Source organism: Tenacibaculum litopenaei (assembly GCF_964514025.1).
GTDB classification, from domain to species: Bacteria; Bacteroidota; Bacteroidia; order Flavobacteriales; family Flavobacteriaceae; genus Polaribacter; species Polaribacter litopenaei.
This window is the reverse complement of record NZ_CAZEQT010000006.1, coordinates 1123615-1137073: the sequence shown is the minus strand read 5'-3', so window position 1 is coordinate 1137073 and position 13459 is coordinate 1123615. Positions and strand designations below refer to the sequence as shown.

Genomic DNA, 13459 nt, shown 5'->3' with positions numbered 1-13459 from the left:
TTACTTTTTAAAAAACGTCGCTTTTAAGGTTTTGGTATTCCCGACGTTGTCTGCGACTACAATTTTAAAGATATGTTTGCTGCCAACCAACTTTTTATCGCTAAAATCGTAGGTCAAAATACCTCTTTTGTGATTGTATTCCATTAAAATCCATTCACCGTCAATGCTTGCCTTGAAACTGCGTATTCCCGACTGGCGATCTTTGATTTTAACTTTTAGGGTTTTATTCTTGCTAATCCATTGTTTGTTGTAGAAGTTGAGCGGTTGAATTGTAGGTTTTTTTGTGTCAAACTTCAAGGTGTAGCTTCCAAGTGCTTTGGTGGAGGTATATACTTTGTCTAGTTTTTTCTTTGTAGAGACATACCTGGGGTATTTAGGATAATTGACATTGGCGATGTATACCTGTTGTTTTTGAAGTGCTGATAAGTAGCCCGTCTCAAAAGTAAGGGTATACCTCTTGTCTAACGGAATCGTTGTGTTGTGTATGTGGGCCACTCCTTCTTCGACGGAAAAATCAATAAAGCAATCCTCGTAAAAAGTGTTTTTCGGAAAGGCCACCTGAACGTTTTTGTCCTGAAATCGAATAAACTCGTTTGCTTTAATTTTAAAAGCCGTAGTGTCCTTTTGGGTAAATACGGCATTGGCGGCAACTCCTTTTACAGGAATGTGAATGGTACTGCTGTTGTTTTCAATATCTTTTGCAATGATGTCAATGCTGTAATTTTGTGCTGGTGAGATGGTGATAACTCCATTGTTAACGAGAGTTTTGTAGAGCTTCAGTCTATTGGTCGTGACTTTGTGGGTTTTTTGAACGCGTTGTTTATAGCTCTTATAATAAGGGTAATCGATATGGAGATTGATGTATTTGCTTTCCGCAAATGTAAAGCTTTCCACATCGTGATAATACACCGTTTGTCCGTTTACCTTCATTTTAATACTGTACACACCGTTTTTATTCGAAGCGCCGTTGAGTCGGTCAAAAACAGCGAGCCCAAAACCTATTTCACCGCTGGCAGTGATAGGATTTGTACGATAGGTACCCGGTCCTGTTTTTTTGAGAGGAAGGGCCGTTTTACTGGCTCCGTTATTCACTCTTGACGCAACATCCATAGGATAGGCAAGCAAGAATTTGATGAGCGGTGCAATGGTATCTTTTGGGTGGAGGCCAAACAATAAGGGATTGATAATACGATCCGTTTTGCTTTCTCTGATTTCGTAGTGTAGGTGTGGTCCACCTGAACTTCCGGTGTCTCCTCCGTAACCGATGAGTTGTCCTTTTTTTACAGGAAACATATCTTGGCTGGGAAAGAGATTCCCAATGGCGTATTTTTTCTTTGCGTACTGTGTTTTCTTAACGTGTTTTTGGATGGCAGGAGCAAATTTTTGCAAATGGGCGTATACCGTTGAATACCCATTGGGGTGTTTTAGATACAGTGCCTTACCAAAACCGTATTGTCCTACTTTTATCCTTGAAACGTAACCGTCTGCAGCTGCGTAAATAGGGAGTCCTTCTTTTCCTTGCGTTTTTATATCAATACCCGAATGAAAGTGGTTGCTTCGCAACTCTCCAAAAGTACCGGCAAGTACTATGGGAATTTTCAGCGGAGGGTCAAAGTAGTCTGTAGGATAACTCTTTTGGGCCGGGCTCAATTGGCTTATAAAAGCAAAAAAAATAATAAGGTAAAATCTCAAAATGGCAATAGTTTTACAACAAATTTAGAAAATTTAAGTTAAAACTGTAATCGTTTGAAACCGAGGTTACTTTGAAAATGTTGTAAAAATTTTGTTAAATTCAAGGTTATTGATAACTTTGTAGAAATAGTTTTATTCGGAGAAATTAATGAGTAACACTCAAGAAGCAATTCATTTACTGGAAGATAGACTCAAGGAGTTGTTGTCCAACTATGAATTTTTGAAGGAGGAAAATCGAATTTTATTCGAGAACAATGCAAGGTTACAACGTTTATTACAAGAAAAAGAGCAAGAATTAAATACAAAGGAAGAGAAATTGAATTTGTTGAAAATTGCCAAAACTATTGAAGGCAGTAACGAAAACACGAGAGAAACAAAACTCAAAATAAATGCTTTGGTCAGAGAGATTGATAAATGTATCAAACTCTTGAGTACCTAAAAACGTTCTTTACATGGGAAAGTTAAAAGTTAATGTTGTAATTGCAGGTCGAACCTATCCTTTAAATGTGCAGAGTACAATAGAAGAGGAGGGGATGCGAAAGGCTGCTAAAACCATTAACGAATTGATCGCAAAGTTCGAGCAGAGCTATGCGGTAGCTGACAAACAAGATGTATTGGCAATGTGTGCCTTGCAGTTTGCTTCTAAGCTAGAGATTGAACGCATTACCCAAGAAAGTGAAGACGCAGAAGTATTGAAACAAATAGCTGTGCTCAACCAATTGTTGGACGAGCATTTATAGATAAGAAAAAAGTTCTTTAAAATAACAAAAGTAAAATACTGCCTACATTGATAAAATGTTTAATAAACTCAACGCTATTCAATTAGAAAGGATGAGTCGTGGTTAGGAAAGCACGCCCGCTTGCGGGATCCTTGAGCAACCAGTTAGTCCTAAACCTGTTTTTAGGAGTTTATAAAACCTTATTGATGTAGGTTTTTTTATACACACAAATTAATCATATGGAATTAGCATATATTGCATTAGCTAGTATTATTGGTCTGACTATTGGATTTCTGATAGCGAAAATGCTGGAGAAGACAAAGGCGAACAAATTGATCGAAGAGACCAAGAAGGAGGCTAAGAATATTATAAAAGAAGCAAGGGTAGAAGCCAATGCGATAAAAAAAGATAAGATCTTTCAAGCGAAAGAAAAATTTATTGAATTGAAGTCAGAACACGAAAAGGTAATTCTTTCTCGTGAAAAGAAAGTGGGAGATGTTGAAAAGCGCATTCGCGATAAAGAAAGTCAAGTATCTTCGGAGTTGGATCGTAACAAAAAGCTGAACAAGCAACTCGAAAAGAAACAGGCTGACTACAATTACAAATTGGATTTTTTAGATAAAAAAGAGTCTGAAATTGAAAAGTTACACAAGCGTCACGTAGATATGCTAGAGCAAATTTCTGGGCTTTCAGCAGATGAGGCGAAGACCGAGTTAGTAGCGTCGTTAAAAGAAGAGGCGAAGTCAGATGCGATGAGTTTTATTCAAGATACCGTTGAAGAAGCTAAAATGACTGCCCAACAAGAAGCGCGAAAAGTAGTATTGAATACCATTCAACGCGTAGGAGTAGAGCAGGCAGTAGAAAATTGTGTTTCTGTATTTAACTTGGAGTCTGACGACGTAAAAGGTAGAATTATCGGTAGAGAAGGTAGAAACATCCGTGCATTGGAAGCCGCTACTGGGGTTGAAATCATCGTAGATGATACTCCAGAAGCCATCATCCTTTCGTGTTTTGACCCTGTTCGTCGTGAAATCGCAAGATTGTCGATGCACAAGCTCGTTACTGATGGTCGAATCCACCCTGCGAGAATTGAAGAAATCGTTCGAAAGACTGAGAAACAAATCAAACAAGAAATTATAGAAGTAGGAAAGAGAACTGTTATTGACCTTGGAATTCACGGATTACATCCTGAATTGGTAAAAACCGTAGGTCGTATGAAGTACCGCTCTTCTTATGGACAAAACTTATTACAACACTCGAGAGAAGTTGCTAATTTATGTGGTATTATGGCTGCTGAATTAGGCTTGAATGCAAAAGCAGCGAAACGAGCAGGATTGTTACACGATATTGGTAAGGTGCCAGAAACAGAAAGCGAATTACCACACGCATTATTAGGAATGCAATGGGCAGAGAAATACGGAGAGAAAGCAGATGTTTGCAATGCCATTGGAGCTCACCACGACGAAATTGAAATGAAGAGTATGATCGCACCGATAGTACAGGTATGTGATGCGATTTCAGGAGCTCGTCCAGGTGCCAGACGACAAGTGTTGGATAGCTATATCCAGCGTTTAAAAGATTTAGAGGATATCGCATTTGGATTTACAGGAGTACAAAAAGCTTATGCAATCCAAGCGGGTAGAGAGTTGCGTGTACTCGTTGAAAGTACCAAAGTAAACGACGCAAAAGCTGCGGAACTATCATTTAATATTTCTCAAAAAATTCAAAATGATATGACCTATCCAGGACAGGTGAAGGTAACCGTTATCCGTGAAACAAGAGCGGTAAACGTAGCCAAATAACAGCTGTCAACAACGATAAATTCTTAGTTAGAAAAACCAAGTGGCCCGAGCCACTTGGTTTTCTTTTTAAAATAAAAACCTCCAGTTCAAACTGGAGGTTTTTGTTTTGAGTTGGCTATTTTAATTTCTTCTAGATCGTTTTGTTTCAGGATTCGCTCTGTAATACAAATCATCTCTATCAGAGTTTCTTTTACTCTTACGTCTTTTAAGGACACGTGCCTTTTGTCCAATATTGGCATTCGGAACGGCTCGGTAGTAAAAGAAGTTGTCGTCTTCTTTGAACTGACGGTAGTTGCGTCTGAAATCTCTTCGGTAAAAGTACACATCGTCATAGTCGTATTCATCACCGATACTGATGTCGATATCGATGTTAACATCATCGTCGCAGTGATCGATGTCTTGGTAATACCCACCTCTTTTGATATATCCTCGGAAGCTCGGGTGCCCCCAGCGATCATAACGAATTCTCATATTTCCGATTCTGGTTAATTGACCTCTCCTGTACTGCATAAATACACTACCAATACGTTTTACATTTCCTCTGAAATCGTAGTTGATATATACGGTACCTACACGTCTGACACGGCCATTGCGATCGCGCTCTATGCGCACACCATTTGATACACGTGTCCTTCTCCCGTTGTAATCGACATATCTGGTAGTTCTGTGATGGGTGTTAAAATCAAAATCTCCGTTGAGGAAAACGTGAAATTTAATTCCTCTTTCAACAAAACTTAATACATCGTCATAGCGATTTACAACCCCAATTTTGCTAGTTGATTTGGTATTCGTATTGGCTTGTAGTGGAGCAAATAACATTGCTGCTAAAAAAAATAGTATCCCTGTTCTCATAATTGCTAATTTTAGGGTTATGCTTACTCTATATGCTTTTCGGCTTCCGCAGTTGTTTGAGTTATTTTCAAATTGCGTGCCAAAATTGTAGGTGCCTTTTTTGTAGAAAACTTTTCGGGTTTTAATTGATTGGTTTTTAGTGGTTTGAAAATGCTTGTTAAAATTACTGTTAGGTACTCGTAAAATACCCTATATTTATACGACTCACTTCAAAATTTAATTTTAGCTATATGATAGCCGCCATTGATAAGAATTTACAAAGAGGAATTACACTACTTACGAATATAACCAATGAACAATACAGCGATAAAACGGTGGCACCTTATTACTCGAGTATTGGAGCGCATATGCGACATGTATTAGATGTTTTTAGTTGTATAGTGAATGGAGTAGAGAAGGGGCATATTGATTTTTCAGATCGAAAGAGAAATACCTTGGCAGAAGAGCAAACTGTGGAAGGAATTAAGTATTTTGAGATGATTATTCAGGCCTTGTACGAGTTAGAAACACTTGATTTGAATCAGTTAATTGAAGTTACTGACGATTTGGGCATGGGAAGAGTTACCGCGACTTATACGCTTTCTAGTGCGTTAATACAGGCTCACAGTCATGCTATTCACCATTTTGCCAGTGTAGGCTTTATAGTTAACTCCTTAGGAATTGAATTACCCGATGCAGATTTCGGTTACAATCCGACGACACCGAGAGTAGTAAACAAGTAAAAATTACACCGATATAAAAAAAGGATACTATTGCGTAAATAGTATCCTTTTCTTTTGGGGTATATTTTATTTAATAGGGGTAACTTCTTATCTGTGAATGTAAATCCATCCCAATTGCGTTTTACTCAAACCGTCATCTCCGAATTTTAAAACGTAGAAGTAAGTTCCTACTGGTAAGTCATTTGTTTTGTTTACTGTTGCTCTTCCTTCAGAAGTCCCTTTCCAGTTATTTTTGTAATCTGTAGCTTCGTACACTTGATTTCCCCATCTGTTTACGATTGAAAGCGTATTGTTTTTGTATTGTTCTAAACCGTCAAATACTAAGGCTTCGTTTTTGTCATCTCCGTTAGGAGTAATGATAATGTTTACATCGCTTAAGTCACCGTCTGCGTACTCAGCTCCTATAGTGATAACTTCATACTCGTCTGGAGTAAAGGTTTTAGAGCTTACAGTTCCTGCATTAAGGTCACCGTTTACAGCAGTTCTACCTAAATCAATCCACTTGTTTTCAGTTTTGCTCCATCCAACAACACGTAATAAATTTACGTCTTCTGCAATTGCCGCCACGTTACTCGCTGCATTCCATGTTAATGTAATAGTTGTTGCTGCAGCTCCATCTAAGTCCCAAAATTCAACATTGCTGATAGTGTTTATGAACAATTGCTTTTCATTGGTGTCAAAGTTTTGACTGAACACATTACTAGGAGCTGTATTCGGATTTACTGCGTAGTAAGCACCTCTAAAGGTATTGTTTACATTTTGCGCAGGTAATACCATAGGTCTGAACTTATTGTCGTGTCCTATAGGAAAGATAAACTCATCCGTTCCTGTAACCGTAACATAACCGTCTACATATCTGCTGTCATCTTCACCTACTGATAACTGGTGGTTAATGTAATCTAAAGAGATACTCTGGTTGTTTCTCGGTGTAAACACTTTACCATTGATAAAGTTTAATTCATTGCTTACTCCTAAGCTCGTATATAATTCTACATCGTTTACTGCGTCTATTTCAACCTTGCTGAAGATAGCTCTGTTACTACCAGAAATCGCTCTGATTTCGCTGTCGCTGTAAAACCCTGCAAACCCTTGGTTGTCATTGTTTAATGTTCCGTCATTTATTAAGTCGGTGTGGAATCCAACCGCTGAACTCGTGTGCAATTTAACGTTTCCAAAATTGTGAAATGCTGATTGAGCATTCAAAAATAAAGGCATAAGTAATACCGTAATAGATAAAAAATTTTTCATAATACCCCCGTATTTTTTAATTATTTTTTATTATTCTTTTATTAAAATCGTATATGTCTTTTTTCTTTTAAATCATATAGGTTTATCGTTCATTCAGTTAATTTCGGTTAGTTTTTTTCAAGGCGACAAAGATATAAAATTTATCGATATAGCCAACTAACATTTTTTGTATCTATTTGAATTATAGTATGATAACTGATAATGGTCCAATATAACTGGTTTGCTTAGTAAATGTTCCGGTCATTATTACTAGTTGCGAACTAATTACATTGTAAAACTACATCCAAATTGAAGTCTTTTAGCGTCGTTTTAGATAGATGCAAGCTATCTTCCGTTCAGTGGAATTCATCGATACTTAAAAAAATCAGTTCGTACAGTTTACCGATACTATGTTTTTGTTATCTAATAGTAGTTTTAATACGTGAATCCTAACATTTTGACCCAAAAAAGTTCAAAATGTCACATACCGTATCATAGAGAAGTAGAAGGAGGGGGGACAGAAACTTACAAAGGGAGTATTAAATACCCCAAAAGGTGATAGCGTTTTCTTCTATTTCTTGATATTCTGTTGCACTAATGTCGGTACGATACATGATAAACTCGATAAAACTTGTGTTAGAATGAGCCCAGGCCTGATTACCGTTGGCCCAACCAATAGTAAAATCGGTTGTCAATGTACACCTACCCGTTGTGTGCACACCATTAAATCGTTGAACACCACCTGCTCTTGCGATAGCATTGGTATTCGTTTTGATAAAAGTATACAATTCCCATGTATTAACATTAGAATCATTGTAAAAATTTCTAGTTCCGTTACAGCAGATTCCCGGATCGAAGTACAAATTTCGATTTCCCCAGTTGATATGTGTTGACCATCTGTTGGAATTGATGAGTACTCCAAAGGAGTGTTGGTTGCGGTTTGTAGCACGTGCAATGGTGAGTACTGTTCCTTCGTCTCCCGCATTGGTAAGGTCTTGTACTCCGTTTGGCGTATCTATTAACAAGTGATCATCTACACCGTCTCCTTGAAAATAAGGACGAGTGGCGTCTGGATAAAACCGCGGTTGTCTGTTCGTATTCGTTTGGATGGCATCTCTGCCAAGTCCACTCTGATCGTACCAAGTATGGACAAAAACATTACTAGCACCTCGCCATGCATTGATGGCAGTAATATCTACGATGTCGTTATCGGCCCAGCCAAAATCTTGTTCTGCATTATCACTCGCTCTGCGGAGTCTGATAATGGGGCCCGTGTAGTCACTTTCTAAAACACGCATGGAAAAAGAAAAACTGATGCTGGTTAGTTTTTCGTCGAGAATATGCGATGGTTTATGCGTTGGGAATTGGTTGTAACTTGCAATTTGACTCCACGAGTCATTGCAAACGAGGCAAACGGTAAAAAGAAAAAATAGTATTCGAATTCTCATAAATTACCTTTTTAAGTCACCTGTCAGATGAAAATTATTGGTACTCGTACAAATAAGCCCCGCACCAGCGTGTTGTCCGGCTGTTTTAAATCGCGACAGTCGGTTGAGGATGGTTACACCTCCCGCTCCGGCAATAGTAACTTGTCCTGCATTTGTTTGGTAGATGCTGATGTTAAAGCCTACGGGGAGTCCGTTTGGTACTGTTAAGGTAACATCAGTGGCGCTGCTAAATGTAAAAACCTTACCATTGTCATCGGCGGTTAAGGTATAGTTTGCGGTTTTGTTTTCTACGGTAGCTAATTTAGGATCTATCCAGTCTGTACCAGTAGCTGTTGAACTTAAAACCTGTCCATTAGTACCTGTACTTCCAGTACTATCGGTAAAAGACCCATCAACTATGAGATTGTTATTAACCGTTGTGTTTCCGTTAATAGTTACTCCGCCGCTGGTTGCGGTAAGTGTTAACCCGAGGGCACTGGTGATTTGTGTGGTATTGCCTGTAGATCCGAGTTGTAGACTTCCAGTTGCAAATAATTGTGTAGCTCCCGTAGTGTTCAATTGGAAGGATGCTAAATTGGAAAAGGAAAGTGCATTTCCTGAACCATTCAAGGTTCTTGCCCCTGTAAGTGCTCCGTTGGCAGTGTAAAGGTTTGAGCTTAATGAGGAAACGGCTACCCAGGCGGTTCCGTTATAAAAGTAAATGTTTTTTTGAGCTATATTGTATAAAAAAGATCCTTCAGCAGCACCTGAAATTCCATTCATTTCGGTATTGTCTGTCGCTGCAGGAAGCCCTATTACTGAATTCGCATCGATTTGTGCGAAGAGTGTAAGGGGAAATAAGGTAATAATAGTTAGTAGTAAAAGTTTTCTCATAGTCCTAGGTAAATAAATGTGTTGACCACTAAATAGGGTTGGTATCTCTCAAACGATTGTCCAGTTCCACCACTGTTAACGGTTACGGTATGACTGTGATTACCGCTAGTACTGGTAGTGGTAGTTCCTCCGGAATTGTAAAAAGTTCGGGTATCGTCACTGCTGTGACGTACCTGGTCACTTCCTGTGGTTCGTGGAATGGTATGTGTATGATTCCCGTCAGTAGATGTGGAACCTGTAAAGTTTACATTGGGGAGGTTATTTTGAGATAGGGTAGTGGTTGTTTGTCCGCCGGTATCACCTATATTGTCGGTAGCTGAGGGGTGTTTTAAAACTCTGTCCTGAGCGTTCGGAAGATTTGTTGTAAAGCCGAGGTTAGTAGCATTTGTCTGCGCGGCTGCAGAGAGTGTACTGGTCGCGCGACCGTTGAGTAAGTACCAACCATTGTGATCTGCTGACTGTACTCCGTATTTGATATCGCCAAAACTATTCGTTTCTTTTTTTAAGGCGGCCCAACTTGTGCCATCATACATATAGATTTTGTTTTCTCCGCTGTGATAAACGAGCGATCCTGATGAGGGTGAAGAAATGCCTGTCATCTCAGCATTACTACTCACTGTAGGAATGGAAAGTAAAGAATTAGCATCTATTTGTGCATTGAGAATTGAGTTGAAACTTAATACGATTAGAACTATCAGGGTAGAGGTTTTCATGAAAATTATCTATAAGCAGTGAACAGTACTACAATCCCTTCACCGAGTACATCATCGGGTTGCACATCGACAATGGGATTTCCATTATTAGCAGTAACCGTTCCATTGGTATAAGTAACGTTTACTGTAAAACCATCTGTATTAAAGGAGCTTAAAGAGGCAGTAATGCGACCAAGGCTATTACCGTTTTGATCACCATATCTGAGTCCTATACAGTTCGAGCTACTCGCGTATCGTGTAATATCATTAATTGAGTTACCATGCCCACCAACATAGATTACTTGTTGTACGATGGTGCCGCTGTCATCTCTGGCAAATCCATTCATGGTTCCAAAAGAGTTGGGAATTCCACGATCGTTATTACCAGTACCATTATCACTATTGATATTGAGACTTTCGACATTGGCATGTGCAACAAAGGTAATTTGAGAAGGTTGAAAGGGGAGTCCAGTAATGTCTTGATTGCCTGCAGCGTTAATAGTAAAAGCGCCTACATAAACATTCCTCGCAGTTAAAAAGTCCGACCAACCAGCGTTGGTGTATTGTACCACGCGGTTTTTATCTGTGTCATAAGCTAAGCTTCCCAATTGGGGAGTGGTAATAGCATTCAACTCAGTGGTCGTTGCTCTGGGTAAACTAACGAGGGCATTCTCGTCAATTTGAGCAAGGGTCGTTGTGAATACAGCCAATAGAAATGTTATGTACAATAGGGGTTTAAACATAAAGCTGTTAGTTAATTATTTATTTGTTGCCATACTACGCCGTCACTTTGTAACCATACAGTATTATTATTGGTAATACTGGTGCTGCTGCTATTGTTTTGATTGTTGTATGAAGATATAGTAAGGCTACTCCCTGAGTTATTTTTTATAATGTACACACGACCGGTACAACTCGAGGCCGTAGGCAATGTGAGGCTTCGATTTGAGAGCATAATCAAGGTATGGTTATCTTCCGAAAGTGTATAATTCCCAGAACCCGTTACGCGTGTAATTGCGGTGGCAACGGATCCCTGTACTTGCAAGGTGGAATTAGCAATATTATACCCCGATTGTGAATCGTCATATTCACTGTCAACAGGCACTTCATTTGTATTGATGTTGATTCCAAATCTCGTTTTTGCATTGGCAGTGTTGTTGCTTCCTTGTACACGGAAAAGTTCTTTGTGAAATTTCCCATTTCGATAATCATAACGTTTAAATATAATGGGCTCTGCACCATCATCACCAATGATGAACTCCAGTCTTCCATCATTACTTGGACCTCCCGAGCCGATTTCAAAAAGATCGGTTCTTCCTGAACTTCCCTTTAAACGAAAACTCCCATTGGTAGTCGTGAAAAACATCGGTTTGTAAAATGAGGCTCCCGATGCAGCAAATTGTAAGGCAGCAGTATTCCCATTTCCTTTTAAGTGGACCAAAGGTTGATCATTGTCAGTATAGTCAGGAAAGTTTTGGTAAAGGTTGAGTGTTTCTCTTCTTCCGAATTCGAGCATCGGCAAATTATTAGAGCGAATTTCCATCTTAACGTCATTAGTAGTTCCTAAAAAATTAGAAGAACTAATTCCGTTGTTGCCAGATATAAGCCAATTACTTCCACTAGGGGAAACCCAATTAGTGCCGTTGTAAACATAGATTCCCTTCTGAGCTATATTGTATACCAACGATCCTTCAGTAGCGCCAGTAATATTTTGCATTTCAGTGGTGTTACTGACTTGAGGTATCCCCATCGCTGAATTCGCATCTAATTGTGCAAATCCAGCGAAAGAATATAATATAGTTGTTATTATGAGATACTGTAGTTTATTCATGATTAAAAATCAATAACACTAAACATAAATTCTAAATCGATATCATCTTTTTGATTAGTTCCATTGTCACTATCACCGATGTTAACTTTAAATCCTGTAGCAGTTTGGTCGTAATAAGTAATACCTGGATCATCATAGTTTGCATTGGTGTTTCCAGGACAATTACCACCACAATCTCTAATTGATAATTGAATAATGTAATTAGCACTGCTCATAGCGGTTGTAAAAGTTACTTGATAATCACCTTCGCTATCTCTTGTAACGCTAGCAATGTTAAAGCTCTTGACTACATTGTGATTGTTGTAGGTAGAAGTAGCGTCGGCATTGTATGTCATAGCTACTTTTCCTGCTGCCTTAATAGTAGGGCCTTTATCTTCCCATTGTACAACTCCAGCATCAGTAGTGGTTAATACTTTGTCGTTACCACCTGAGGCAATTTTAACCGTAGTAACTGCGGCATCGTTGATCTTCGCAGTAGTTACTGCATTGTCATTAATTTTTCCGGTAGTTACAGCGTTGTCGTTGATCTTTACAGTAGTTACTGCATTGTCAGCTAATTCAGTAGTACCAACAGCACCTGCTGAGATTTCCAGCGTAACATCTCCTAATAAAGCGTTAGCATCACCACCAACCGTTAAGTCAGAAGAAGTAATGTTACCGTCACCGTTAAAGGCAGTCGGATCAACTACTAAAGCACCCGCACCGTTTTGTGTTAAACCAGTACCCGCAACATCCGCATTTATTTTAGCAGCTGTTACCGCATCGTCATTAATCTTCGCAGTAGTTACTGCATTGGCATTAATTTTTCCGGTAGTTACAGCGTTATCGTTGATCTTAACCGTAGTTACTGCGTTGTCAGCTAATTCTGTTGTTCCAACAGCACCTGCTGAGATTTCCAGTGTAACATCTCCTAATAAAGCGTTTGCATCACCACCAACAGTTAAGTCAGAAGAGGTAATGTTACCGTCACCGTTGAAGGCAGTCGGATCAACTACTAAAGCACCCGCACCGTTTTGTGTTAAACCAGTACCCGCAACATCCGCATTTATTTTAGCAGCTGTTACCGCATCGTCATTAATCTTCGCAGTGGTTACTGCATTGGCATTAATTTTTCCGGTAGTTACAGCGTTATCGTTGATCTTAACCGTGGTCACAGCATTGTCAGCTAATTCTGTTGTTCCAACAGCACCTGCTGAGATTTCAAGCGTAACATCTCCTAATAAAGCGTTAGCATCACCACCAACAGTTAAGTCAGAAGAAGTAATGTTACCGTCACCGTTAAAGGCAGTCGGATCTACCACTAAAGCACCCGCACCGTTTTGTGTTAAACCAGTACCTGCAACATCCGCGTTTATTTTAGCAGCTGTTACCGCATCGTCATTAATCTTCGCAGTAGTTACTGCATTGGCATTAATTTTTCCGGTAGTTACAGCGTTATCGTTGATCTTAACCGTAGTTACTGCGTTGTCAGCTAATTCAGTAGTACCAACAGCGCCTGCTGAGATTTCCAGTGTAACATCTCCTAATAAAGCGTTTGCATCACCACCAACCGTTAAGTCAGAAGAAGTAATGTTACCGTCACCGTTAAAGGCAGTCGGATC

General features: G+C 39.2%; 13 protein-coding genes and 1 other RNA gene. 5 read left to right on the top strand and 9 right to left on the bottom strand.

What is annotated here, in order from left to right:
• Entirely contained in the window at positions 1–1692 is a 1692-nt protein-coding gene (locus ACKTS5_RS13750) for a M23 family metallopeptidase (RefSeq protein ID WP_408044456.1), read from the bottom strand.
• Positions 1693–1840: 148 nt separating this feature from the next.
• On the opposite strand from ACKTS5_RS13750, the gene ACKTS5_RS13745 reads away from it, so the two are divergent.
• The 4 genes from ACKTS5_RS13745 (at position 1841) to rny (ending at position 4213) form a co-directional block, all read left to right on the top strand.
• Positions 1841–2131 carry a hypothetical protein gene (locus ACKTS5_RS13745; protein WP_408044455.1) on the top strand — a complete coding sequence of 97 codons (291 nt, stop codon included), beginning with the start codon at positions 1841–1843 and terminating at the stop codon, positions 2129–2131.
• Positions 2132–2144: 13 nt separating this feature from the next.
• Entirely contained in the window at positions 2145–2432 is a 288-nt protein-coding gene (locus tag ACKTS5_RS13740) for a cell division protein ZapA (RefSeq protein ID WP_408044454.1), read from the top strand.
• A gap of 66 nt (positions 2433–2498) precedes the next feature.
• A non-coding RNA gene (gene ssrS / locus ACKTS5_RS13735) (6S RNA) lies at positions 2499–2603 on the top strand.
• A 47-nt stretch (positions 2604–2650) separates the two neighbouring features.
• Positions 2651–4213: a ribonuclease Y gene (rny, locus tag ACKTS5_RS13730; protein ID WP_408044453.1), complete on the top strand. Its 1563-nt coding sequence runs from the start codon at positions 2651–2653 to the stop codon at positions 4211–4213.
• Positions 4214–4333: 120 nt separating this feature from the next.
• On the opposite strand, the gene ACKTS5_RS13725 is transcribed toward rny, so the two are convergent.
• Complete coding sequence (locus tag ACKTS5_RS13725; RefSeq protein WP_408044452.1) at positions 4334–5065, bottom strand: hypothetical protein; 732 nt, start codon at positions 5063–5065, stop codon at positions 4334–4336.
• A 230-nt stretch (positions 5066–5295) separates the two neighbouring features.
• On the opposite strand from ACKTS5_RS13725, the gene ACKTS5_RS13720 reads away from it, so the two are divergent.
• Positions 5296–5787: a DinB family protein gene (locus tag ACKTS5_RS13720; protein WP_408044451.1), complete on the top strand. Its 492-nt coding sequence runs from the start codon at positions 5296–5298 to the stop codon at positions 5785–5787.
• Positions 5788–5874: 87 nt separating this feature from the next.
• Here the strand turns inward: ACKTS5_RS13720 and ACKTS5_RS13715 are convergent, their stop codons facing one another.
• From ACKTS5_RS13715 to ACKTS5_RS13685, 7 genes are all read right to left on the bottom strand, one after another.
• Positions 5875–7035, bottom strand: coding sequence for a gliding motility-associated C-terminal domain-containing protein (locus ACKTS5_RS13715; RefSeq protein WP_408044450.1), 1161 nt, complete (start codon positions 7033–7035; stop codon positions 5875–5877).
• A gap of 518 nt (positions 7036–7553) precedes the next feature.
• Positions 7554–8462, bottom strand: coding sequence for a hypothetical protein (locus ACKTS5_RS13710; protein WP_408044449.1), 909 nt, complete (start codon positions 8460–8462; stop codon positions 7554–7556).
• Between the two features lie 3 nt (positions 8463–8465).
• On the bottom strand, positions 8466–9335 hold the full coding sequence (locus ACKTS5_RS13705; protein ID WP_408044448.1) for a hypothetical protein: 870 nt from the start codon (positions 9333–9335) through the stop codon (positions 8466–8468).
• Positions 9332–10048 (bottom strand): hypothetical protein, encoded by a 717-nt coding sequence (locus tag ACKTS5_RS13700; RefSeq protein WP_408044447.1) that lies wholly within the window; start codon positions 10046–10048, stop codon positions 9332–9334. The genes ACKTS5_RS13705 and ACKTS5_RS13700 overlap by 4 nt, the downstream gene beginning before the upstream one ends.
• Before the next feature lie 5 nt (positions 10049–10053).
• A complete protein-coding gene (locus ACKTS5_RS13695; protein ID WP_408044446.1) occupies positions 10054–10770 on the bottom strand; it encodes a hypothetical protein in 717 nt (238 codons plus the stop codon).
• Between the two features lie 11 nt (positions 10771–10781).
• Positions 10782–11858 carry a hypothetical protein gene (locus ACKTS5_RS13690; RefSeq protein WP_408044445.1) on the bottom strand — a complete coding sequence of 359 codons (1077 nt, stop codon included), beginning with the start codon at positions 11856–11858 and terminating at the stop codon, positions 10782–10784.
• A 2-nt stretch (positions 11859–11860) separates the two neighbouring features.
• Positions 11861–13159, bottom strand: a complete 1299-nt coding sequence (locus ACKTS5_RS13685; protein ID WP_408044444.1) for a hypothetical protein — start codon at positions 13157–13159, stop codon at positions 11861–11863.
• Between the last annotated feature and the right edge of the window lie 300 nt (positions 13160–13459).

Excerpts from the sequence above, each read along its gene's own strand:
- ACKTS5_RS13745 (WP_408044455.1), top strand. The coding sequence starts at position 1,841 with ATGAGTAACACTCAAGAAGCAATTCATTTACTGGAAGATAGACTCAAG.
- ACKTS5_RS13695 (WP_408044446.1), bottom strand. The coding sequence starts at position 10,770 with ATGTTTAAACCCCTATTGTACATAACATTTCTATTGGCTGTATTCACA.
- ACKTS5_RS13700 (WP_408044447.1), bottom strand. The coding sequence starts at position 10,048 with ATGAAAACCTCTACCCTGATAGTTCTAATCGTATTAAGTTTCAACTCA.
- rny (WP_408044453.1), top strand. The coding sequence starts at position 2,651 with ATGGAATTAGCATATATTGCATTAGCTAGTATTATTGGTCTGACTATT.
- ACKTS5_RS13690 (WP_408044445.1), bottom strand. The coding sequence starts at position 11,858 with ATGAATAAACTACAGTATCTCATAATAACAACTATATTATATTCTTTC.
- ACKTS5_RS13740 (WP_408044454.1), top strand. The coding sequence starts at position 2,145 with ATGGGAAAGTTAAAAGTTAATGTTGTAATTGCAGGTCGAACCTATCCT.
- ACKTS5_RS13710 (WP_408044449.1), bottom strand. The coding sequence starts at position 8,462 with ATGAGAATTCGAATACTATTTTTTCTTTTTACCGTTTGCCTCGTTTGC.
- ACKTS5_RS13725 (WP_408044452.1), bottom strand. The coding sequence starts at position 5,065 with ATGAGAACAGGGATACTATTTTTTTTAGCAGCAATGTTATTTGCTCCA.
- ACKTS5_RS13715 (WP_408044450.1), bottom strand. The coding sequence starts at position 7,035 with ATGAAAAATTTTTTATCTATTACGGTATTACTTATGCCTTTATTTTTG.
- ACKTS5_RS13720 (WP_408044451.1), top strand. The coding sequence starts at position 5,296 with ATGATAGCCGCCATTGATAAGAATTTACAAAGAGGAATTACACTACTT.
- ACKTS5_RS13705 (WP_408044448.1), bottom strand. The coding sequence starts at position 9,335 with ATGAGAAAACTTTTACTACTAACTATTATTACCTTATTTCCCCTTACA.